Source organism: Halorubrum salsamenti (assembly GCF_007671685.1).
Taxonomy (GTDB): Archaea; Halobacteriota; Halobacteria; order Halobacteriales; family Haloferacaceae; genus Halorubrum; species Halorubrum salsamenti.
This window is the reverse complement of sequence record NZ_VCNL01000003.1, coordinates 308,496-329,398: the sequence shown is the minus strand read 5'-3', so window position 1 is coordinate 329,398 and position 20,903 is coordinate 308,496. Positions and strand designations below refer to the sequence as shown.

The window sequence follows — 20,903 nt, the reverse complement described above, 5'->3', positions numbered from 1 at the left end:
GCGTCGGTGGCTGAGGCCCTCCTCGAACTGGGGATCATGTTCGCGGCGATCGCGGGCGTCGGCGCGCTCGCGGACCGGCTCGGCCAGTCGGTGATCCCCTTCTACATCGTGATCGGGATGGCGCTCGGCGAGTTCGTGCTCGGCCGGGTCGCGCTGCCGGTGCTCGGGACCGCGTACATCGCCGAGTCGGAGTTCATCGCGATCGGCGCGGAGCTCGGAATCGTCTTCCTCCTGTTTTTCCTCGGGTTGGAGTTCAACATCGACCGCCTGATCGCGCGGCGGCGCCAGATCGGAACGGCGGGGACGATCGACCTGGCGAACTTCGGAGTCGGGTTCGTCCTCGGCTGGCTCGTCTTCGGCGCGTTCCTGCCGGCGTTCCTGATCGCCGGTATCGTGTACATCTCCTCGTCGGCGGTGATCACGAAGTCGCTCATCGACCTCGGCTGGATCGCCAACGACGAGGCGGAGCCGATGCTCGGAACCCTCGTCTACGAGGACCTGTTCATCGCGGTGTATCTCGCGGTCGCGTCCGCGATCGCGCTCGGCGGCGGCGACGCCGGCGCGGCCGCCGTCGACATCGCGATCGCGATCGGGTTCATCCTCGGGCTCCTGGCCCTCGTCTGGTTCGGCACGCCCGCGTTCGCCAAGCTCGTCGAGACCGACAACCGGGAGTTCGTCGCGCTCCGTTCGATCGCGGCCGTGGTGTTAGTCGCGGGCGGGGCGCTCGCGCTCGGCGTCAGCGAGGCGGTCGCGGCCTTCTTCGTCGGGATGGCGTTCGCCTCGACGGAGTACGCCCACGAGATCGAGGCGCTGCTCGAACCCGTCCGCGACACGTTCGCGGCGGTGTTCTTCTTCTGGATCGGGCTCGTCACCGACCCGCTGCTGTTCGGCGGGGTGGCGGCGCTGGTCGCGCTCGCGGTGGTCGTGACGACCCCGACGAAGATCGTCACCGGCTTCCTCGCCGGGCGCGCGTTCGACCTGGACGCCCGTCGGTCGACGCGGGTCGCGCTCGGGATGACCACCCGCGGGGAGTTCTCGCTGATCATCGCGACGATCGCGGTGACCGCGGGCGAGGCCGGCGCGTTCGATCCGGCGCTCGCGGCGACGATCAACGCGTTCGCGGTCGGCTACGTGCTCGTGATGGCGATCCTCGGGACGACGCTGATGCAGTACTCCGGGCCGTTCGAGTCGATCGCGACCTCGTGGCTGGATCGAGACACGGGCGATGGCGGGGCCGATCGCTTATAAACCGCTGCCAGCAGATCGACGGCGGACACTTCCAAAGCCCCGGCCGTCGACGACTCGCGCGACTCGCTTCGCTCCTCACTCAGTCGCTAACGCCCCTTGCGGTGTCGCCGTCTCGGGGTGCAGGCGCCGAGGACGTCGTAGCGGTCGCGGCCCGCGTCGTCCGGACAACGGGCTCGCGACGGCAGCGAGGGGAACGGAGGAGAGAGGAACGGAAACGGAGGAGAGAGGAACGAAACCGAACCGACGGGAGCGAGAACCGGGCCGTTACTCGGTCGCGACCGGGCCGCGTCCGACGACCTCCTCGACCTCGGTCACGAACTCGCTCCGGCTCTCGAACAGCGGGACCTCCGACTCAGCGAGCACGTCGTCGAGGTCGCGGGGGCCCTCCGGGGTGCGGATCGTCGCGTCGCCCTCCTGGGCGCGCAGGTCGCTGCGCTTCGCGGGCCACGTGAGCCGGGACGCGACGCGGGCGATCGGCTCGCCCGCCACGTCCGGCCCCTCGCCCAGCTCGACGGCCGGCTCCTCCGCCTCCTCCGCCTCGGCCTCGTCGTTGTCGCTCATGCCCCGCGCTTTCGCACCGGCGACACTAATGGTTTCGATGCGAATCGGTGGCGTCGGGCCGAACCGGTGCCGTCCCACGGGGGGCGCCTCGTGCGAAGCGACCGGTGCACCCGAAATAATCCGGTGTTACGACTATACGCTCCGACAGCAAATCTCGGGTTGGGATCGCGCACACGACTCCCGCGACCGCGTGCCGGACCGGCGCGTGGGGTTCCCGCGTCGATTTTTCGAGGAGGTTCGTCTTCATCGCCAGCCGCGGTCGGTGTCGTTCAGCCGCTGGCACCCGTCTTCGGTGACGACGACGAGGTCCTCGATCCGACAGCCGAACCGCCCGTCGAGGTAGATCCCCGGCTCCACCGAGAAGGCCATCCCCGGCTCCAGCGCCCGGTCGTTGCCGGCCACGATATACGGCTCCTCGTGGACGTCGAGCCCGACCCCGTGACCGGTGCGGTGGACGAACGCCTCGCCGTACCCGGCGTCCTCGACGACCTCGCGGGCGGCCCGGTCGACCGCCTCGGCGGCGACGCCGGGTCCGACCGCCTCGACCGCGGCCGTCTGCGCCGCCCGGACCGTCTCGTGGACGCGCTCGTACTCGGCCGGCGGCTCGCCGTCGAAGACGAGCGTCCGCGTCTGGTCCGAGGGATAGCCGTCGACCCGGGTGCCGAAGTCGAGCACGACCGGCTCGCCCGCCCGGACCTCGCGGTCGCCGTGCCCGTGGTGGGGCTTCGCCCCGTTCGGGCCCGACCCGACGATCGTCTCGAAGGAGACGCCCTCTCCGCCGTGGGCGGCCAGCCGGTCGGCGATCCAGTCGGCGAGGTCGCGTTCGGTCGTCCCGACCGCGTCGGCGCCGAGGTCACGGAGGTCCCGGACCGTCTCGTCGGCGGCCGCCGCGGCCGCGCGCATCGCGTCCAGCTCGGCCTCGTCCTTCCGGACGCGGAGGTCGGCGAGCGCCTCGCTCGCGAGCCCCCACTCCGCGTCGGGCGCGGCGGCCCGGAGGTCCTGCGTGAACGTCGCCCACATCGTGTCGTCGACGAGGAGCCGCCCCCCGCGGAGCCCGAGGTCGCCGAGGAGGTCCCGGACGGCCGCGGTCGGGTCGTCGCCGTCGGCCCACGTCCGCACCGCGTCGACCGTGGTCTCCTCCCTGACCTGGGTCTCGTAGAGGGACGGCACGAGGAGGGTCGGTTCGGCGGCGGTGGCCCCGCCCGTGGGACGGTCGCCCGCCGGCACGACGAGCAGGAGGTGTCGCTCGCCCGGCTCCTCGGCGAAGCCGGTGAGGTACTGGAGGTTCCGACCGGGGAAACAGACGAGCCCGTCGGCGCCGGTCTCCCGGAGCCGCGCCGCCGCGCGCTCGCGCCGTTCCGCGTGGACGCCTTCGGTCACGGTCGGGCTCGGACCGCCGATCGCTTATAAGTAGGGATGCGTTGAGCGGGCCGCAAGCGGCGCATAACGATATGCGGAGCGTTCGCATGGCGCGTATGAGCATTCAGAAGGGGTCGACGTTCGACTGCCCCGAGTGCGGCGTGACCGCCCCCTCGGCGTCGGTGCCGTACGACGCCCTCGGCTACGCGGTCTGTCCGGTCTGTTCGCACGCGACGGCGCCGGTGAGCGGCGGGGACTGATCGGAACGGCTCTCCCCCGTCGCCGACCGCGAACCGCGCCGCTTTAGCCGCGCCGCGCGCGCTCTCCGGTATGCCCTGGTCACTGGGACGCGAGGACGACGTGATCACCGAGTGGGAGCGCTCCGACGGCTACGCGACGGTCCGGATCCGCGAGCGCGGCGACGGCGGGTTCGTCGCCCGCCTCGACGTGATGGAGCAGGCCGACGACGAGTCGGCCTACGAGCGCGAGCGGTTCGACGACCGCGAGGCCGCGCTCGACCGCGCGGCGACGTGGCGCGAGGAGCGCGACATCGACGACTGATCGCCGCCGCCGGACCGCCTCGCGAGCGTACGCCGAGGAGCGGGGCTTTTTATTCTCGCTGCGGGAAGGGGGCCACCATGACCGAACGAACGCGTCGCGACTGGCTGCGGGCCCTCGGTGCCGCGAGCACCGCGGGCGCCGCGGGACTGGCCGGATGCTCCGCCCTCGACTCCGGCGGGCCGGCCGGAGACGACACGCCCGAGAACGGGGGCTCCGGAGACGGGAGCGACGGCGGGAGCTCAGACGGGAGCGACCGTCCGACCGAAGCGCCCGACGACGGCGTGAAGACGCAGTTCCGGCAGGGGCTCCGGAACACCGGGTACATCGACGCGACGATACCCGAGACCGCCGAGACCGCGTGGGAGGTGCCGGCGAACCGCGGCGACCACTCGGCCTCGAAGGGGAGCCCGATAGCGGCCCCGAACGGGGCGATCGTCCTCGCCGACGACACGGGCCGGGTGCAGTCGATCGCGCCGGACGGGTCGGTGAACTGGGCGACCTCGATCAGCGACGACGACCGCGGGAGCCACGGGACCCCGGCGATCGCGGACGGGAGCCTGTACGTCGGCACCTACGACGGCGTGGTCTCGGCGCTGGCGCTCGACGACGGCGAGATCCTGTGGCAGAACACGGTCGGCGGTTCGGCCGCCGCCAGCCCGACCTACCTCGACGGGAAGCTCTACGTCGCGGTCGAGCACGCGCCCCCGGACGGGAGCGTCGTCAAGATGGACGCGGAGACCGGCGAGGTGGAGTGGCGCGACAGACGCCCCACGGACCATCCGCACTCGACGGTCGCGATCGACCGCGAGCACGGCCGCCTCATCTTCGGCTCCAACGACGGCCACTGCTACGCCTGGTCGTTCCCGGAGCTGGAGCGCGAGTGGGCCTACGACACCGGCGGGGAGGTGAAGGTCCCCCTCGCGATCAGCGAGGGGATCGCGGTCGTCCCCTCGTGGGCGGGGACCGTCACGGGGCTCGACATCGAGGACGGCTCCATGCTGTGGGAGTTCGAGACCGACGGCGGCGAGACGTCGAAGGACGACCCCAGCCCGGCTGACACGGGCGGCGTCATGTGCGCGCCTGCGGTCCACGACGGCGAGGTGTACGTCGGGAGCCACGACACAAACGCCTACGCGATCGACCTCCAAAGCGGCGAGAAGCTGTGGTCGACCGCGACGGGCGGCTGGATCACCGGGAGCGCGGTCGCCACGAACGACCACGTGCTCGTCGGCTCGTACGACGCGAAGCTGTACGCGCTCGACCGCGACGACGGCTCGGTCACCTGGGCCGCTCAGGGTCGCGGCGACGTGACCAGCGCGCCCACCGTCACCGACGACGGGATCTACTACGCGGAGCGCGCCCCGGAGAACTCCGACGAGGCCGGGATGTGCTACAAGCTGGTCGCGAGCGAGTAGCGGGGCCTCTCCCTGTTCGCTAAGCCGATCCGGCCGTCACCGACTCACCGCTCCGGGTGGATCGCCGCGTCGAACCCGCCGCGGACCAGCGGCTTCGCCACGTGTCGCCGGGCCCTCGGCGGGACCTCGTACCAGCCGACGTCCAGCCCCCTCTCGACCGGCTCCTCGACCTTCCCGGGCGCGTCGGTGCCGCAGTCGCGGCAGCGGTACCCCTGATTCCGCCCCGCCGAGGACATCGACCGCCCGCAGTCGGGGCAGATCGGCACGGCGGGCTCCGTCTCGACGAGGTCGCGCACGGCGAACTTCTCCAGTTTCAGGGTCGCCGTCGGCAGATCGCCGTCCGATCCGTCGCGGTCGGCGTCGCCCTCGACCGCCCGGACCTCGTGCTCGCCGCACACCGTCACCCGGTCGCCGGGACGGAGTGCGCGCACGCGGTCGCGGAACCGGCCGGTCGGCTTGAACGCGACGCACCGGAGGTGGGGAAGGGGATCATCGTCGGGGGACGCCACGTCGACGTGGACGTGTCCCCCGCGTCTCGTCTCCGGCTCGCTCGCGACGACGCCGGCGACGCGGTAGCCCGCGCCGTCGCGGAGGTCGCCGATCGCCCCGGGCGCGAGGTGCGCGTCGGTGCCCTGGTTCGTGACGAACGTCGCGGCGCGCTCGACCGGCTCGGAGGCGATCCCCTCGGCGACCTCGCGGCACGCGTCGGCGTCGTCGCCGCGGATCCCGTGGAGGATCGGGCCGGGGGCGTTCGGCACGCAGACCGCCTCGCCCGTTCCGCGGTCGACGGTGTCCCAGACGGTCGGGTACCCCCGATCGGCGGCCGCGAAGACGCTCTCGACGTCGACGTCGCGGGGCGTGCCGCAGCGGTCCAGCTCGCGGTAGGAGATGCGCTCGACGGTCCAGTCGTCGAACGCGGCGGGGGCGCCGACCGCCGCGAGCGCGCCGATCCGGCCGCGGCCGGCGACGGCGTCCGCCTCGGTCTCCCCGCCGGACCCGAACGCCGCGTGCCGGAAGCCGTGTTCGTCGGCGAGTTCGAGGGCCTCGTCGAGCGAGAGGCGGTGTCGGAGCGCGCGGCGGGCGAACTCGGTCACGTCGGGGGGAATCGTCGCCGCGCTCGGGGGTGACGGGCCGATCGCGCTCGCTCCGAGGGAGTCGCCGGCGTCGGCGGGGTCGGCCACGTCGATATCGGCCACGTCGACGTCGGCGACGACGACGCCGGGCGAGGTCCGGGGGTCGTCGGCCGCCGCGAACTCCCGGACGGTCGCCGCGGCGAGGTCGAAGGCCGCTTCGGCGTCGATAGCGGAGACGTGGAGCGCGACCGCGGCGTTCCCTCGCGTCTTGTGTTTCACGGCGGGGTTCAGCCGGACGAGGAGCCGGCGGCGGACCCGCCCGCCGGCCGATTCGAGCCGCTCGGCGAGCCGCGCGCCGACGTACGTCGTGCACATCCCGCGCTCGCGAGAGTCGGTGTCGTCGACGGCGACGATGGGCATACGCGCCCTTTCGCGTTCCCGGACAAACCGGTTTCGGGGCGGGATGAAGCGGACAGAGCGGGTCGGAGCCGACGAACGAGTATATAACTGCATCGCCGTCCCGATCGGCGAAATCGCAGGCGGGCGGCGATTTCGAGCGCGTGCGACTGACACAACGCATATATACGGCGAGCCGCTAATCTCGATTATGTCCCGGACTGCGCTGATCGAGAACGTCACCGCGATGCTGGAGGACGCGGGCTTCCTCGTCAGCGACCGGTGTGCGGTCCGGCCCAAGAGCTTCGACGTGGCGGCCCGGCGCGGCGAGGATCTCGTCCTCCTGAAGATCCTCGGCAACGTCGACGCGCTCGACGCGGAGACCGGCGCGGAGATGCGCCGGCTCGGCGAGTACCTGCAGGCGACCCCGATGGTGATCGGGGTCCGGACCCGCGACGAGGAGCTGAAGCCGGGGGTCGTCTACTTCCGGCACGGCGTCCCGGTGATCAACCCCGACACGGGGTACGACCTGTTCGTCGAGGGGATGCCCCCGCTCATCTACGCGGCGCCCGGCGGCCTCTACGTCAGCCTCGACGGCGACCTGCTGGCCGACGAGCGCGAGGAGCGCGGCTGGTCGCTCGGCCGCCTCGCCACCGAACTCGGCGTCTCCCGGCGCACCGTCTCGAAGTACGAAGACGGGATGAACGCCTCCATCGAGGTGGCGATCCAACTGGAGGAGCTGTTCAACGAGCCGTTCTCCAGTCCGGTCAACGTGCTCGAGGGCGCCGACGAGGTCCGCGACGCCGACCCCACTCCCTCGGCGCCCGAGACCGACCCCGACGACGAGCACGTCCTCCACGTGCTCACGAACGCGGGATTCACGGTTCACCCGACCGCCCGCGCGCCGTTTAAGGCCGTCTCCGAGGACGAAGGGAGCGCCGTGACGCGGGTGCTCACCGGCCACTCGACGTTCACTCCGGCCGCCGAGAAGCGCGCCCGGATCATGTCCTCGATCGGCGAGGTGGCGCAGACCCGCTCGGTGTACTTCACCGAGGAGGACGAAGAGCGCGAGTCGGTCGACGGCACCGCCCTCGTCTCCTGCGAGGAGCTCGCCGGCATCTCCGACCCCGAGGAGATCCGCGAACTCATCCGCGACCGGGCGAAGGCGCCGTCCGAAGCCTGATCGGCCCTCGACTCACCGTCCGTATCAACCGTCTACCTGACCGCCGAGAGCGACGCGGTCCTACCGACCGAGCAGTCGACTGAAGAAGCCGCCGCTCTCATCGCTATCGTCCTCGTCGTCGCCTTTCGCCTCTTCGGAGAGGGAGGTGCTCATCGTCCCGGTGTCGTCGTCCCGGAACGGAACGCTGCCGGCGAGCTCGTCGTCCGGATCGGGTTCTGTCTCCTCGCTCGGTTCCGCTCCCGGCGCGGGGTCCGGTTCTTCGTCTGATCCGGGGCCGTCGCCGCCGACCCCGACGTCTGCCGGCTCGTCGCTCGTCGACTGACCGTCCGCGGTCGACTCAGGAGTCTCGTCGTCCCCGTCGTCGAACGTCTCCGGTTCGAGGTCCTCTTCGATCATCTCTTCGAGGTCGTCCCCGTCGACGTGCCCCTCGCCCACGGTCTCCGTCTCGCCGTCGACGGCGTCGACCTCGGCCGCCGCCGGACCGCTCGCGACGTCGTCGGCGCTCTCGGAGGCCGCGTCCGTCGCCCCCGTCGCGTCTGCCGCGCCGTCCTCGGTGTCCTCCGCGTCTTCGACGTCCTCCGCGTCTTCGATGTCCTCGACGGGTGATTCCGCGGCGACGATGATATCCTCCTCGTCGCCCGGATCGCCGAGACCGGCCCGCTCGGAGTCGGCGACGATGATATCCTCCTCGTCCAGCGCAACGTCCGTCACTTCGGAACCGCCGGTCTCACCCGCGTCGTCCGGTTCGGCCCCCTCGTCTGGCCCTTCGGTGTCGGTCTCCGTCGGGTCGTCATCCTCGCCCGCGGCCGTCTCTTCGTCGGCCCCCGCGTCGCCGGGCACCGTCTCGTCGGGTTCGGTGTCGCCGTCCGCCGTCTCGTCGTCAACTGTCGCGTCGCCGGCGGCGAGCCCGGGACCGTCGATCGACGCGCCGGTCAGCGCCCGTGTCAGGTCCCGGTACGCGCGGGTCGCCGGGGCGTCCGAGGCGAAGACCGAGAGCGGCTTGGACGACTCCACCGCGCGCAACACCGCGTCGTCCTCGGGGATCCGTCCGATCACGGGGGCGTCGAGCGTTTGCTCGACCGCGTCGATCGGGTCGTCGCTCGCGGCGGTCGCGGGGTCGAGGCGGGTGATCGCGGCGCCCGCGACGGAGCCGCCGATCCGCTCGGTCACCTGGCGCGTCTTCTCGGTGTCGCCGAGGGCGCTCTGCTCCGCCGTGGAGACGAGCAGCGTCTCGTCGGCGAGCCCGAGCGGGAGCGTGGAGTCGTGCGAGAGCCCCGCGCCGGCGTCGACGAACACGTAGTCGGCGTCGTCGAAGGCGTCGACGACCCCCCGAAGCTCGGAGGGGTCGGCCGCCGCGTACGCGTCGAGATCCGCCGCACCCGGAACGACGCGGAGGCCGGCCGGCCCCTCGTGGACCGCGTCGTGGGGCTCGGCCGCGCCCGCCAACACGTCGTGGAGGGTGATCCCGCCGGGGGGCACACCCACGGCCGCCGCGAGGTTCGCCATGCCGAGGTCGGCGTCGATCGCGACGACGTCGGCGCCCGAGTCGGCCAGGAGCGTCGCCACCGCGGCGGTCGTGGTGGTCTTCCCGACCCCACCTTTCGCCGACGCGACCGCATACACCGTTGCCATACGGTGAGGGTCCGGCGACTGGTACTTAAATGTAGGCGGCGACGGAGCGATCGCGTCGGCGTTTCGGCGCGATCGACCGCCCGAGTTGCCGGAACCGTGCGCGCACTTTCGCAAACACCTTATACGTCGCTTGTGGAGTTTCAGGCGATTAGTAGCATGGCGAGACCAGAGGTGCTCGACCGGATCAAGGAGGCTGAAACGGAGGCGGACGAGATCATCGCGGAGGCGGAATCGGACGCCGACGAGCGCCTCGCCGAGGCTCGACAACGCGCGGAGGAGATCCGCGCGGAGGCCGAGGAAGAGGCGGACTCCGAGGCCGACGACCGGCTGGCGGCGGCCCGCGAGGAGATCGAGGAGCGCCGCGAGGAGATCCTCGAATCGGGTCGTGCCGACCGCGACGAGCTCGAACGCGAGGCCCGCGACCGCGTGGACTCGGCCGTCGACTACGCCGTCGAACGGTTCGAAGAAGCGGTGAACCAACAGGCCGAGGAGGCGGTGGATGCTCAGGCCTGAGCGGATGAGCAAGGTGTCGGTGACGGGTTCGAAGCGCGTCATCGACGACGTGATCGAGGCGACGTACGAACACCACTCCCTACACGTCACGGACTACGACGAGCGCTACGAGGGCTTCGCGCCCGGCGAATCGCTCGACGGCGCGGAGACCGTCAACGAGAAGCTCGTCACCGTGCGCTCGCTCGAGAGCATCCTCGATATCGAGGGCGACGAGGTCGACGGGGCCCGTCCGCTCGGCGACGAGGAGCTCGAGGCGGAGCTCGACGACGTGCGCGAGCGCGTCAACGAACTCAACGACCGGCGCGACGATCTGCAGGCCGAGATCCGCGACCGAGAGGAGGAGATCGATCGGATGGAGCCGTTCGCGGACCTGGGAATCGAGCTCGACCTGCTCGGCGGCTACGACTCGCTCGAAGTCGTCGTCGGCGAGGCGAAGCCGGACGCGGTCGAGGCGACGCTCGCCGACGCGGACGGGATAGACGCGTTCGAGGTGTTCGCCGGGAGCGACGTCGTCGCGATCTTCGCGCGTCCCGCCGACGGGGCCGAGGAGGGCGTCCTGCAGGACTCGCTCGTCGGCGTCGACATCGCGCTGCTCGAAGTGCCGGACGCGGACGCCAGCCCGAGCGAGTACGTCGCGGAGCTGGAACGCGAACGCGAAGAGCTTCGGAGCGACCTCGACGAGGTCGAAGCGGAACTCGCGGCGGTGAAAGAGGAGGAAGCCGGCTTCCTGCTGCGCGCCGAAGAGCAGCTCACCATCGAGGCCGAGAAGAAGCAGGCGCCGCTCTCCTTCGCGACCACCGAGAACGCCTTCATCGCCGAGGGATGGGTCCCGACAGAGACGTTCCCCGACCTGCAGGCGGCCATCGCCGACGCGGTCGGCGACCACGCCGAGGTCGAGGAGCTGGAGCGCGCGTCGTTCACCCCCGACGGAGACCACCACACTGAGGCGGTCGCTGACGGCGGTGCTGCGGACAGCGACGTGCGCGAGGCGGCCACGGACGGCGGCCACGCGACCCACGGCGGCGACGACCCGCCGGTCGTCCAGAACAACGGGAGCGCGGCCGGCCCCTTCGAGCTGCTCGTGCAGGGGTTCGGCCGGCCGAAGTACTCGGAGTTCGACCCGACGCTTCTCGTCTTCCTCACGTTCCCGCTCATGTTCGGCTTCATGATCGGCGACGTGGGGTACGGCGTGCTGTACGGCGCCATCGGCGCTTTCCTGTACAGCAGGTACGACGGGACGTTCCGCGAACTGGGCGCCGTCGCGCTGTGGGCCGGCGGCTTCACGATCCTGTTCGGGATCTACTTCGGGATCGACGTGTTCGGCTACCACGCCTACCAGCTGCTACCGGGCGAGGTCCACTGGCCCGTCGACGGGAAGGGCCTCTCGCCGGCCGACATCGACTGGGCGCTGTCGTTCCTGGTCGCCAGCGTGCTGTTCGGGCTCGTGCACCTGAACGTGGGGCACATCCTCTCGTTCGTGAGCAACTACCAGCAGCACGACCTGAAACACGCGCTGTACGAGGGCGGCTCGTGGCTGCTGATCCTCAACGGCGCGTGGATCTGGATCTTCAGCCAGCATCTCCCCGGTCCGAAGCCGGACTTCCTGTTCGACTCGTTCTCGATACTCACCTTCGGGGCGGTGTCGTTCGCCGGCTTCCCGGTCGCTGTCGGGTACGCCGCCATCGCGGCCATCCTGCTCGGGATCGTCCTGCTCGCGATCGGCGAGCCGCCGGAGCTCGCCGAGGTGCTCTCGCCGATCGTCAACGTCATCTCGTACGCCCGGATCATGGCGGTGCTGCTCGCGAAGGGCGGGATGGCGCTCGCCGTGAACCTGCTGGCGTTCGGGGCGTACATCGGCGAGGGCGGCGAGGGGAGCTTCCACTTCATCTTCTCCGCCGAGTACCTCGAATACATCCGGAACCACCCGGAGGAGTACGAGCTCGTCTTCGCCGGGATCACGACCGCGTTCGACCCGTCCTCGATCGGCGCGGTCGGCGTCCTCGCGCTCGTGGGCGGGATCGTCGTCGCGGTCGTCGGCCACATCGTCGTCCTCGCGCTCGGGGTCACTTCCGCCGGCATTCAGGCGGTGCGTCTCGAGTACGTGGAGTTCTTCGGGAACTTCTACGAGGGCGGCGGCGACAGCTACCTGCCGTTCGGGTACGACCGGCAGTACACCGCCGACGAGGAGTGACGGGCGCGGTCTGATCCGCGGCCCACCTCTCGGTCATCCCGCGGAGTCCGAAAATCGCCGTCGTTAGTCGTATTTTTTTCCCGTGTCAGGGGCGCTCTATTCGGTCGTTTTGGGAAGCTTTATGACCACTGTGGCGGCAACTAGCACCTGTTCGGAGACGAGCAACCGTAACTACTACCAATGCTTGAAGCTACCAACGAACTCGGGAACGTCGCACTGCAGGCCGGTGGAACGCTGACTGACGCCAACGCCGCGGCAGCACTCGCTGTCGGGCTGGCGGCGCTCGGCGCGGGATACGCCGAGCGGGGAATCGGTTCCGCGGCCGTCGGCGCGATGGCCGAAGACGACGATCTGTTCGTCAACGGGCTCATTCTGACGGTCCTCCCCGAGACGATTGTCATTCTCGCACTCGTCGTCGTCTTCATCGTCTGAGCGGCACCCCCTTTCCACACCAATGAGTTTGGACACTGTCGTTGAGGACGTTCGAGACGAAGCCCGCGCGCGTGCAGAGGAAATCCGTGAGGCGGCGGAGTCCGAGGCGGACGAGATCGTCGCCGAGGCGGAGGCCGATGCCGAGCGCATCCGCGAAGAGCGGCTCGCAGAGGTCGATCGACAGATCGATCAGGAGCGCGAGCAGACGCTCTCCTCGGCCAAACTCGAGGCCAAGCAGGAGCGGCTCGGCGCCCGTCGCGACGTCTTAGAGGACGTCTACGACGACGTCGAGGCCGCCATCGAGGGGCTCGACGGCGACCGACGCCGCGAGCTGACCGAGACGCTGCTCGACGCGACGCTCGCGGAGTTCGACGACGAGGAGGTCGCCGTCTACACCCGCGCAGAGGACGTCGACCTCGTCGAGGAGCTCGTCGAGGGCCGCAACGCCGAGGTCGACGGCGAAGTCGACTGTCTCGGCGGCGTCGTCGCGGAGAGCGACACCTCTCGCGTTCGCGTGAACAACACGTTCGACTCGATCCTGGAGTCCGTCTGGGACGACGAGTTGAAGAACATCTCGGAGCGACTGTTCGACCAATGAGCGCCGTCGGGAGCTCGAACCCAGAGTACGTCGTCGCGCGGGTTCGTGCCCGCCGCGGCAGCCTCTACGGCGACGAGGAGTACCGAAAGCTGACCCGGATGGGCCCGGCGGAGATCGCCCGGTTCATGGAGGAGTCGAGCTACGGCGCGGAGATCAACGCCCTCGGGAGTCGCCACGGCGGCGTGGACCTGATCGAGTACGCGTTGAACCGGAACCTCGCCGAGCAGTTCGACGACATCCTTGACTGGAGCGAGGGCGAGCTGTACGACCTGATCGCCCGATACCTTCGGAAGTTCGACGCGTGGAACGTAAAGACGGTTATCCGCGGCGCCTACACGGACGCGGACCAGTCGTCGATCGAGGTCGACCTGATCCGTGCCGGCGAGTTCGACGACCGCCGGATCCGACGGCTGCTCGAGGCCGACTCGATCGACGCGGTCGTCGAGGTGCTCGAAGACACCATCTACGGGGACCCGCTACGGGAGGCGTACGCCGAGTACGAGGAGACGGATACGCTCGTACCGCTGGAGAATGCCGTCGACCGCGCGTTCTACGAGCGGCTCCTGTCGGGGCTCGGCAACGACGAGCCGACCCAACAGTACGAGGCGTTCCTCAAGGCGGAGGTCGACTTTCGGAACGCGACGAACGCCCTCCGGCTCGCCCGGTCGGGCGCGGACATCGACCCCGCGGCGTACTTCATCGAGGGCGGCGAGCTGTTCACCCGCGGGTCGCTCGCGCGGCTCGCGCGGAACCTCGACGAACTCGTGGAGTACATTGCGGACAGCCAGTACGGCGACGAGCTCGGCCCGGCACTGCGCGAACTCGAAGAGGCGGACAGCCTCATCGCGTTCGAGCACGCGACCGACGCCGCGCTGTTGGCGTACGGCGACCGGCTCGGCACGATCCACCCGGTGTCGATCACCCCGATCATCTCCTACATCCTCGCGAAGGAGCGCGAGGTGGAGAACATCCGGGCGATCGCCCGCGGGAAGGAGGCCGGGCTGTCGGCCGACGAGATCGAATCGGAGCTGGTGATAACATGAGCCAGGAGATCGCCGTCGTCGGGAGCCCCGAGTTCACCACCGGATTCAGGCTCGCCGGCGTGCGGAAGTTCGAGAACGTACCGGACGACGAGAAGGACGAGCGGCTCGACGACGCCGTCGAACGGACCCTCGACGACGAGGACACCGGCATCATCGTGATGCACGACGACGACCTCGATCACCTCTCGCGGGGGACTCGCGAGACGGTTGAGGGGAGTATCGAGCCCGTGCTCGTGACCCTCGGCGGGTCCGGCGCCGGCAGCGGCGGGCTGCGCGACCAGATTAAACGAGCCATCGGGATCGACCTGATGGAGGAGGACGACTAACATGAGTAAAGCAGAATCCACGGAGACCACCATCAGCGAAGACGGTGTAATCCAAAGCGTGAGCGGTCCGGTCGTGAGCGCCCGCGACCTCGATGCCCGCATGAACGACGTCGTCTACGTCGGCGACGAAGGCCTCATGGGGGAAGTGATCGAGATCGAAGGCGACATCACGACCATTCAGGTGTACGAGGAGACCTCCGGGGTCGCCCCCGGCGAACCCGTCGAGAACACGGGCGAGCCGCTGTCGGTCGACCTTGGTCCGGGTATGCTGGACGCCATCTACGACGGCGTTCAGCGTCCCCTGGACGTGCTGGAGGGCAAGATGGGCAGTCCGTACCTCGATCGCGGGGTCGACGCGCCCGGCATCGACCTCGAGAAGGAGTGGGAGTTCGAACCCACCGTCGAGGTCGGCGACGAAGTCGGCCGCGGCGACGTGGTCGGCGTCGTCGAGGAGACGGTCACTATCGACCACAAGGTGATGGTACCCCCGGACGCCCTCGACGACGGTGAGACCACCGAGGTCACCGCCATCGAGTCGGGCTCGTTCGACGTCACCGAGACGGTGGCCGAGCTCGCCAACGGGACGGACGTCTCGATGCACCAGGAGTGGCCCGTCCGGGAGGCGCGCCCCTCCGAGAACAAGAAGACGCCCCGGACGCCGCTGGTGTCCGGGCAGCGTATCCTCGACGGTCTGTTCCCCATCGCGAAGGGCGGGACGGCCGCGATTCCGGGGCCGTTCGGCTCCGGGAAGACGGTCACGCAGCACCAGCTCGCGAAGTACGCCGACGCGGACATCATCGTCTACGTCGGCTGCGGCGAGCGCGGCAACGAGATGACCGAGGTCATCGAGGACTTCCCCGAGCTGGAGGACCCGGCCAACGGCAACCCGCTGATGGCCCGGACCTCGCTCATCGCGAACACCTCGAACATGCCCGTCGCGGCGCGTGAGTCCTGTATCTACACGGGAATCACGATCGCCGAGTACTACCGCGACATGGGGTACGACGTGGCGCTGATGGCCGACTCCACCTCGCGGTGGGCGGAGGCCATGCGCGAGATCTCCTCCCGGCTGGAGGAGATGCCCGGCGAGGAGGGGTACCCCGCGTACCTCGCCGCCCGGCTCGCGCAGTTCTACGAGCGCGCCGGCTACTTCGAGAACGTCAACGGGACGGAGGGGTCCGTCTCGGCGATCGGCGCGGTGTCGCCGCCCGGCGGCGACTTCTCCGAGCCGGTCACCCAGAACACGCTGCGCATCGTGAAGACGTTCTGGGCGCTCGACGCGGACCTGGCGGAGCGCCGCCACTTCCCGTCGATCAACTGGAACGAGTCGTACTCGCTGTACAAGGACCAGCTCGACCCGTGGTTCGAAGACGAGGTCGCCGACGACTGGGCGACGAAGCGCCAGTGGGCGGTCGACGTGCTCGACGAGGAGACGGAGCTGCAGGAGATCGTCCAGCTCGTCGGGAAGGACGCCCTGCCCGACGACCAGCAGCTCACCCTGGAGGTCGCCCGTTACCTGCGCGAGGCGTACCTCCAGCAGAACGCGTTCCACCCGGTGGACACGTTCTGTCCGCCGGAGAAGACGTACCTCATGCTGACGACGATCGAGACGTTCAACGACGAGGCGTTCAAGGCGCTCGAAGCGGGCGTCCCCGTCGAAGAGATCGTCGACACCGAGGCCGCTCCCCGGATCAACCGGATCGGCGTCCAGGAGGACTACGAGGAGTACGTCGAGGAGCTCAAAGCGGACATCACCGAGGAACTCCGGAGCCTCTACTAACATGAAAGAGTATCAGACCATCACCGAGATCAGCGGTCCCCTGGTGTACGCCGAGGTCGACGAGGCCATCGGCTACGACGAGATCGTCGAGATCGAGACGGCACAGGGGGAGACGCTGCGCGGACAGGTGCTCGAATCCTCGGAGGGCGTCGTCGCCATCCAGGTGTTCGAGGGCACCTCCGGTATCGACCAGAACGCGTCCGTCCGCTTCCTGGGCGAGACGATGAAGATGCCCGTCACCGAGGACCTGCTCGGGCGGGTCCTCGACGGCTCCGGCCGCCCGATCGACGACGGTCCGGAGATCGTCCCCGAGGAGCGACAGGACATCGTCGGCGCGGCGATCAACCCGTACTCCCGGGAGTACCCCGAGGAGTTCATCGAGACGGGCGTCTCCGCCATCGACGGGATGAACACGCTCGTCCGCGGCCAGAAGCTCCCGATCTTCTCCAGTTCCGGCCAGCCGCACAGCGAGCTGGCGATGCAGATCGCCCGCCAGGCCAGCGTGCCCGAAGAGGAGGAGGGCGACGACGAGGAGGGTTCCGAGTTCGCCGTCATCTTCGGCGCGATGGGGATCACCCAGGAGGAGGCCAACGAGTTCATGCAGGACTTCGAGCGCACCGGCGCGCTGGAGCGCTCCGTCGTCTTCATGAACCTCGCGGACGACCCCGCCGTCGAGCGGACGGTCACTCCGCGGATGGTGCTCACCACCGCCGAGTACCTTGCCTTCGAGAAGGATTACCACGTCCTCGTCATCCTGACGGACATGACCAACTACTGCGAGGCGCTCCGCGAGATCGGGGCGGCCCGCGAGGAGGTCCCGGGGCGACGCGGCTACCCCGGATACATGTACACCGACCTGGCGCAGCTGTACGAGCGAGCCGGGCGGATCCAGGGCCGTGAGGGCTCGGTCACGCAGATCCCGATCCTCACGATGCCGGGCGACGACGACACCCACCCGATCCCGGACCTGACCGGGTACATCACGGAGGGGCAGATCTACGTCGATCCCGACCTCAACAGTCAGGGTCTCCAGCCCCCGATCAACGTGCTCCCCAGCCTGTCGCGGCTGATGGACGACGGGATCGGCGAGGGGCTCACCCGCGAGGACCACGCCGACGTGAAAGACCAGATGTTCGCGGCGTACGCGGAGGGCGAGGACCTGCGCGACCTCGTGAACATCGTCGGTCGCGAGGCCCTGTCGGAGCTCGACAACAAGTACCTCGACTTCGCGGACGCGTTCGAGTCGGAGTTCGTCGACCAGGGCTTCGACCAGAACCGCGACATCGAGGAGACGCTGGAAATCGGCTGGGACCTGCTCTCGATGCTCCCGAAGGACGCCCTCAATCGGATCGACGAGGAGTTCATCGAGGAGTACTACCGCGAGGACGACTCCGAGCGCGAAGTCGTCGAAGCGGCCGACTGACGCAGCGTTTTCTTTCCACTCTTTCGCCCTCAAACAGCGGCTGCGCTGGCGGGCGCCGCTCGCGCGACACGTCACGACTGAAAAGAATTATCCGCCTCGGAGCGGAACCGTTTCCCAACAAGATGGCCAAGGACGTCAAACCGACACGCAAGAATCTGATGGCGATCGAGGACCGCATCGAGCTCTCCGAGCGCGGTCACGACACGCTCGAACAGAAGCGTGACGGCCTCATCATGGAGTTCATGGACATCCTCGATCAGGCGCAGGACGTCCGCTCGGACGTGTCCGAGAACTACGAGACGGCCCAGCGCAAGATCGACATGGCCCGCGCGATGGAGGGCGACGTCGCCGTCCGCGGCGCGGCCGCGGCGCTGAAAGAACACCCCGAGATCACGACCCAGTCGAAGAATATCATGGGCGTCGTGGTCCCGCAGATCGAGTCCTCGAAGGTGAAAAAGAGCATCGACGAGCGGGGCTACGGGCTGCTCGGCTCCTCCGCGCGGATCGACGAGGCCGCGGACGCCTACGAGGAGCTGTTGGAGAAGGTCATCCTCGCCGCCGAGGTCGAGACGGCGATGAAGAAGATGCTCACGGAGATCGAGACCACCAAGCGCCGCGTGAACGCGCTGGAGTTCACGCTCCTCCCGACCCTGTACGAGAATCAGGAGTACATCGAGCAGAAACTGGAGGAACAGGAGCGCGAGGAGATCTTCCGTCTGAAAAAGATCAAGGCCAAGAAGGAGGAAGAGGAGAAAGAGGCCGAGGCCGCCGCCGAGGCTGCCGCCGCGGCCGAAGAGCCGGAGCCCGCGGACTGACGTCTCGAAGCGCTCGTTCTCGAACCTGACAGCTCCATCGCTTCGTTTCCATGCCGTGTCCTCACTGCGACGCTACCGTCGTCGCGTTCGCCGTTCCGCCCGTGCTCCGTGAGCGCGCGCCGGACCCGCTGACCGCGATCTGTACCCGCTGCCTCCGGACGTTTCCGGCGGCCGAAGCCGATATCACGCCGGACGAGCGGACCACGGACGATGCCGACCTCTCCGCCGTCGATCCCGCGTTCCCCGACGGAGAGGCGGGCGTCGCCCTCGCGCTCGCCTGCGGCCAGTTGGAGTCGCTCGCGCTCAACCGGGCGTCGATCGAGGCGCTCGTCGAGCACGCGGAGCGGTCGGGGGCGGACGCCTTCGCCTTCTTCGAGCGGATCGACGCCCCAGACGCCGCGTTCGACCTCGAACGACGGCGGTCGGCGCTGCTCGACATGCTGTAAGCGAGTCCTGCGCTCGCCGTCTCAGCGCTCGCCGTCTCAGCGCTCGCCGTCGATGTCGACCCCGTCGGGATCGTTCCACTCGTCTTCCCTGTCCGCTTCGTCCCCGTCGTCGGCTTCGGTCCCGGCCGGACCGAGCCGCTTCTCCCCGCGCCGCCGCTCGTGGACGGCGAGGCCGGCCGTGCGTGCGTCGTTCCCCGCCGCGTAGGGATCCTCTGACGGGTCGTAGTCGCGCTCGCCGCGCTCGAACACGTACGCGAAGAAGCCGAAGAGCGGGACGAAGAAGGCGATGAGCGCCCACTTCTGCGGATCCATCCCGTGCTTCGGCGCGTCGAGGTACGCGTAGGCCGCAAAGCCGACGAGCCACGCGAGCGGGATGCCGACGAGGACGGCGGCGACGAGCGGCTGCATACGCCCACTTCGGTTCCGTGGGCATAAGCAATTGGGCGCTCGACGCCGTAGCGGCTGAAGCGGTTCCGGTCGCGGCGCGACCGATCAGACACCGTTTCGTAACCGAGTCCTTTTGTGAGTTCCCGAGAACACCGCGCCCATGTCTTCCGTCACGATAGCGGACGTCGAGGCCGCCGCCGACCGGCTCGAACCGGCGGCGATCGTCCAGCGCACGTCCGTCGAGCGGAGTCGGTCTCTGAGCGAGCGGTGCGGCGCAGACGTGCGCCTGAAGATGGAGCACCTCCAGCGCACCGGCTCGTTTAAAACGCGTGGCGCGTACAACGCGATCTCGCGGGCCGTCGACGGGTCCGGAGACGGGACCGACGAGTCCGAGATCGACCGGGTGGTGGCCGCGAGCGCGGGCAACCACGCGCAGGGGGTCGCGCTGGCGGCGTCGGGCGCGGGAATCGACGCGACGATCGTGATGCCGGAGTCGGCGCCGGCGGCGAAGATCGAGGCGACCCGCGGGTACGGCGCCGAGGTCGTGCTCCGCGGAAACGCGTTCCCGGAGGCGATGGCGCACGCGCAGACGCTTGTCGACGACCCCGGGACGCGGTTCGTCCACGCCTTCGACGACCCGGACGTGGTCGCCGGACAGGGGACGCTCGGGCTGGAGGTACTCGATCAGGTGCCCGACGTGGACACCGTGCTCGTCCCGGTGGGCGGCGGTGGGCTGGCGGGTGGGGTCGCGACCGCGATCAAGTCTCGATCGCCCGAGACGCGGGTGATCGGGGTCCAGACCGAGGGCGCCTCCACGCTCTCTGAGAGCCTGCGGGCGGGCGAACTCGTGACACGCGAGGAGCCGGACACCATCGCCGACGGGATCGCGACCGGCGGGCTGAGCGAGCTTACCTTCGGCCTCCTGAAAGAGCATCTCGACGACGTGGTCGTCGTGAGCGACGACGACGTGGCGAGTACGATCCTGCTGCTCTTGGAGCGCGCCAAGCAGATGGTCGAGGGCGCGGGCGCGACCGCCGCGGCTGCGCTCCTCAACGACGACGCACGCGACGAACTCGATCTGGCCGGCGAGACAGTGGTCCCGCTGCTCTGCGGCGGCAACATCGACGTCACGACGCTGAAGGAGGTGGTGACGCACGCCCTCGTGGACCGCGACCAACTGATCGAGCTGTCCGTCCGGATCGACGACACGCCCGGCACGATGGGGGAGATCAGCACTCTGATCGGCGCGGAGCGCGCGAACATCCGGACGGTGCGCCACGAGCGCAGTCGGCCGGACCTCCCGGTCGGCGACGCCGACCTCGTGTTCGAGGTCGAGACCAACGGCCCGGCCCACGTCGATCGGGTCCTGAAGGCGGTGCGCGAGGCGGGCTACGAAGTGGAGTGGACGGCACAGGAAGGGTGAGGCGCGGTGCCGTTCGGGGCGGGCCTTGGAAGTGCTCATCGCCGGTTCACCGACAGCAGTCGAGAATCGACCGGCGATCGCGCCACCCTATTTATAAG

Annotated in this window: 21 protein-coding genes; 16 read left to right on the top strand and 5 right to left on the bottom strand. The window is 69.4% G+C overall.

The annotated features are described in order from the left end of the window. The first annotated feature begins 36 nt into the window (after positions 1-36). Positions 37-1,248 carry a cation:proton antiporter gene (locus FGL94_RS10665; RefSeq protein WP_144925052.1) on the top strand — a complete coding sequence of 404 codons (1,212 nt, stop codon included), beginning with the start codon at positions 37-39 and terminating at the stop codon, positions 1,246-1,248. Between the two features lie 264 nt (positions 1,249-1,512). Here the strand turns inward: FGL94_RS10665 and FGL94_RS10660 are convergent, their stop codons facing one another. Beyond that, complete coding sequence (locus FGL94_RS10660; protein ID WP_144924634.1) at positions 1,513-1,809, bottom strand: DUF5789 family protein; 297 nt, start codon at positions 1,807-1,809, stop codon at positions 1,513-1,515. Between the two features lie 243 nt (positions 1,810-2,052). Beyond that, complete coding sequence (locus FGL94_RS10655) at positions 2,053-3,189, bottom strand: M24 family metallopeptidase (RefSeq protein WP_144924631.1); 1,137 nt, start codon at positions 3,187-3,189, stop codon at positions 2,053-2,055. Between the two features lie 95 nt (positions 3,190-3,284). Between FGL94_RS10655 and FGL94_RS18325 the strand changes: the two genes are divergently transcribed. The 3 genes from FGL94_RS18325 (at position 3,285) to FGL94_RS10645 (ending at position 5,144) form a co-directional block, all read left to right on the top strand. After that, positions 3,285-3,428, top strand: a complete 144-nt coding sequence (locus FGL94_RS18325; protein ID WP_186313392.1) for a hypothetical protein — start codon at positions 3,285-3,287, stop codon at positions 3,426-3,428. Between the two features lie 70 nt (positions 3,429-3,498). Beyond that, on the top strand, positions 3,499-3,729 hold the full coding sequence (locus tag FGL94_RS10650) for a DUF7543 family protein (RefSeq protein ID WP_144924628.1): 231 nt from the start codon (positions 3,499-3,501) through the stop codon (positions 3,727-3,729). Between the two features lie 77 nt (positions 3,730-3,806). Continuing rightward, positions 3,807-5,144 (top strand): outer membrane protein assembly factor BamB family protein, encoded by a 1,338-nt coding sequence (locus tag FGL94_RS10645; RefSeq protein WP_144924624.1) that lies wholly within the window; start codon positions 3,807-3,809, stop codon positions 5,142-5,144. Positions 5,145-5,188: 44 nt separating this feature from the next. On the opposite strand, the gene FGL94_RS10640 is transcribed toward FGL94_RS10645, so the two are convergent. Beyond that, complete coding sequence (locus FGL94_RS10640) at positions 5,189-6,637, bottom strand: tRNA(Ile)(2)-agmatinylcytidine synthase (protein WP_144924621.1); 1,449 nt, start codon at positions 6,635-6,637, stop codon at positions 5,189-5,191. Between the two features lie 187 nt (positions 6,638-6,824). Between FGL94_RS10640 and FGL94_RS10635 the strand changes: the two genes are divergently transcribed. Further along, positions 6,825-7,796 (top strand): transcriptional regulator, encoded by a 972-nt coding sequence (locus tag FGL94_RS10635; RefSeq protein WP_144924617.1) that lies wholly within the window; start codon positions 6,825-6,827, stop codon positions 7,794-7,796. Between the two features lie 60 nt (positions 7,797-7,856). Here FGL94_RS10635 and FGL94_RS10630 read toward each other — a convergent pair whose 3' ends face one another. Then, positions 7,857-9,428 (bottom strand): nucleotide-binding protein, encoded by a 1,572-nt coding sequence (locus FGL94_RS10630; protein ID WP_144924614.1) that lies wholly within the window; start codon positions 9,426-9,428, stop codon positions 7,857-7,859. Between the two features lie 156 nt (positions 9,429-9,584). On the opposite strand from FGL94_RS10630, the gene ahaH reads away from it, so the two are divergent. The 10 genes from ahaH to FGL94_RS10580 all read left to right on the top strand — a co-directional run bounded on the left by ahaH (position 9,585) and on the right by FGL94_RS10580 (position 18,995). Continuing rightward, positions 9,585-9,941 (top strand): ATP synthase archaeal subunit H, encoded by a 357-nt coding sequence (ahaH, locus tag FGL94_RS10625; protein ID WP_008005198.1) that lies wholly within the window; start codon positions 9,585-9,587, stop codon positions 9,939-9,941. 4 nt (positions 9,942-9,945) lie between these two features. After that, on the top strand, positions 9,946-12,132 hold the full coding sequence (locus FGL94_RS10620) for a V-type ATP synthase subunit I (RefSeq protein WP_144925049.1): 2,187 nt from the start codon (positions 9,946-9,948) through the stop codon (positions 12,130-12,132). A 180-nt stretch (positions 12,133-12,312) separates the two neighbouring features. Continuing rightward, the gene (locus tag FGL94_RS10615) at positions 12,313-12,564 is read left to right on the top strand and encodes a hypothetical protein (protein WP_004049078.1); all 252 of its coding nucleotides are present in this window, start codon (positions 12,313-12,315) and stop codon (positions 12,562-12,564) included. Positions 12,565-12,586: 22 nt separating this feature from the next. Next, positions 12,587-13,162 (top strand): V-type ATP synthase subunit E, encoded by a 576-nt coding sequence (locus FGL94_RS10610; RefSeq protein WP_144924611.1) that lies wholly within the window; start codon positions 12,587-12,589, stop codon positions 13,160-13,162. Beyond that, positions 13,159-14,205 carry a V-type ATP synthase subunit C gene (locus FGL94_RS10605; RefSeq protein WP_144924608.1) on the top strand — a complete coding sequence of 349 codons (1,047 nt, stop codon included), beginning with the start codon at positions 13,159-13,161 and terminating at the stop codon, positions 14,203-14,205. The genes FGL94_RS10610 and FGL94_RS10605 overlap by 4 nt, the downstream gene beginning before the upstream one ends. Then, on the top strand, positions 14,202-14,531 hold the full coding sequence (locus FGL94_RS10600) for a V-type ATP synthase subunit F (RefSeq protein ID WP_144924605.1): 330 nt from the start codon (positions 14,202-14,204) through the stop codon (positions 14,529-14,531). Before FGL94_RS10605 ends, FGL94_RS10600 begins: the two co-directional genes overlap by 4 nt. A 1-nt stretch (position 14,532) precedes the next feature. Continuing rightward, entirely contained in the window at positions 14,533-16,311 is a 1,779-nt protein-coding gene (locus tag FGL94_RS10595) for an ATP synthase subunit A (RefSeq protein WP_144924602.1), read from the top strand. Position 16,312: 1 nt separating this feature from the next. Continuing rightward, on the top strand, positions 16,313-17,734 hold the full coding sequence (locus tag FGL94_RS10590; protein WP_144924599.1) for a V-type ATP synthase subunit B: 1,422 nt from the start codon (positions 16,313-16,315) through the stop codon (positions 17,732-17,734). A gap of 122 nt (positions 17,735-17,856) precedes the next feature. Further along, positions 17,857-18,549 (top strand): V-type ATP synthase subunit D, encoded by a 693-nt coding sequence (locus FGL94_RS10585; protein ID WP_144924596.1) that lies wholly within the window; start codon positions 17,857-17,859, stop codon positions 18,547-18,549. Between the two features lie 50 nt (positions 18,550-18,599). Then, on the top strand, positions 18,600-18,995 hold the full coding sequence (locus FGL94_RS10580; protein ID WP_144924593.1) for a DUF6276 family protein: 396 nt from the start codon (positions 18,600-18,602) through the stop codon (positions 18,993-18,995). 36 nt (positions 18,996-19,031) lie between these two features. Here the strand turns inward: FGL94_RS10580 and FGL94_RS10575 are convergent, their stop codons facing one another. After that, complete coding sequence (locus FGL94_RS10575) at positions 19,032-19,403, bottom strand: PLD nuclease N-terminal domain-containing protein (RefSeq protein ID WP_144924590.1); 372 nt, start codon at positions 19,401-19,403, stop codon at positions 19,032-19,034. A gap of 139 nt (positions 19,404-19,542) precedes the next feature. Here FGL94_RS10575 and ilvA point away from each other — a divergent pair, with 139 nt between their 5' ends. Beyond that, on the top strand, positions 19,543-20,805 hold the full coding sequence (gene ilvA, locus FGL94_RS10570) for a threonine ammonia-lyase (protein WP_144924587.1): 1,263 nt from the start codon (positions 19,543-19,545) through the stop codon (positions 20,803-20,805). The last annotated feature ends 98 nt before the right edge of the window (positions 20,806-20,903 follow it).

Excerpts from the sequence above, each read along its gene's own strand:
- FGL94_RS10595 (WP_144924602.1), top strand. The coding sequence starts at position 14,533 with ATGAGTAAAGCAGAATCCACGGAGACCACCATCAGCGAAGACGGTGTA.
- FGL94_RS10640 (WP_144924621.1), bottom strand. The coding sequence starts at position 6,637 with ATGCCCATCGTCGCCGTCGACGACACCGACTCTCGCGAGCGCGGGATG.
- FGL94_RS10635 (WP_144924617.1), top strand. The coding sequence starts at position 6,825 with ATGTCCCGGACTGCGCTGATCGAGAACGTCACCGCGATGCTGGAGGAC.
- FGL94_RS10590 (WP_144924599.1), top strand. The coding sequence starts at position 16,313 with ATGAAAGAGTATCAGACCATCACCGAGATCAGCGGTCCCCTGGTGTAC.
- FGL94_RS10630 (WP_144924614.1), bottom strand. The coding sequence starts at position 9,428 with ATGGCAACGGTGTATGCGGTCGCGTCGGCGAAAGGTGGGGTCGGGAAG.
- FGL94_RS10585 (WP_144924596.1), top strand. The coding sequence starts at position 17,857 with ATGGCCAAGGACGTCAAACCGACACGCAAGAATCTGATGGCGATCGAG.
- FGL94_RS10600 (WP_144924605.1), top strand. The coding sequence starts at position 14,202 with ATGAGCCAGGAGATCGCCGTCGTCGGGAGCCCCGAGTTCACCACCGGA.
- FGL94_RS10660 (WP_144924634.1), bottom strand. The coding sequence starts at position 1,809 with ATGAGCGACAACGACGAGGCCGAGGCGGAGGAGGCGGAGGAGCCGGCC.
- FGL94_RS10615 (WP_004049078.1), top strand. The coding sequence starts at position 12,313 with ATGCTTGAAGCTACCAACGAACTCGGGAACGTCGCACTGCAGGCCGGT.
- FGL94_RS10645 (WP_144924624.1), top strand. The coding sequence starts at position 3,807 with ATGACCGAACGAACGCGTCGCGACTGGCTGCGGGCCCTCGGTGCCGCG.
- FGL94_RS10610 (WP_144924611.1), top strand. The coding sequence starts at position 12,587 with ATGAGTTTGGACACTGTCGTTGAGGACGTTCGAGACGAAGCCCGCGCG.
- FGL94_RS10620 (WP_144925049.1), top strand. The coding sequence starts at position 9,946 with ATGAGCAAGGTGTCGGTGACGGGTTCGAAGCGCGTCATCGACGACGTG.
- ilvA (WP_144924587.1), top strand. The coding sequence starts at position 19,543 with ATGTCTTCCGTCACGATAGCGGACGTCGAGGCCGCCGCCGACCGGCTC.
- FGL94_RS10650 (WP_144924628.1), top strand. The coding sequence starts at position 3,499 with ATGCCCTGGTCACTGGGACGCGAGGACGACGTGATCACCGAGTGGGAG.
- FGL94_RS10580 (WP_144924593.1), top strand. The coding sequence starts at position 18,600 with ATGCCGTGTCCTCACTGCGACGCTACCGTCGTCGCGTTCGCCGTTCCG.
- FGL94_RS10665 (WP_144925052.1), top strand. The coding sequence starts at position 37 with ATGTTCGCGGCGATCGCGGGCGTCGGCGCGCTCGCGGACCGGCTCGGC.
- ahaH (WP_008005198.1), top strand. The coding sequence starts at position 9,585 with ATGGCGAGACCAGAGGTGCTCGACCGGATCAAGGAGGCTGAAACGGAG.
- FGL94_RS10605 (WP_144924608.1), top strand. The coding sequence starts at position 13,159 with ATGAGCGCCGTCGGGAGCTCGAACCCAGAGTACGTCGTCGCGCGGGTT.
- FGL94_RS18325 (WP_186313392.1), top strand. The coding sequence starts at position 3,285 with ATGAGCATTCAGAAGGGGTCGACGTTCGACTGCCCCGAGTGCGGCGTG.
- FGL94_RS10575 (WP_144924590.1), bottom strand. The coding sequence starts at position 19,403 with ATGCAGCCGCTCGTCGCCGCCGTCCTCGTCGGCATCCCGCTCGCGTGG.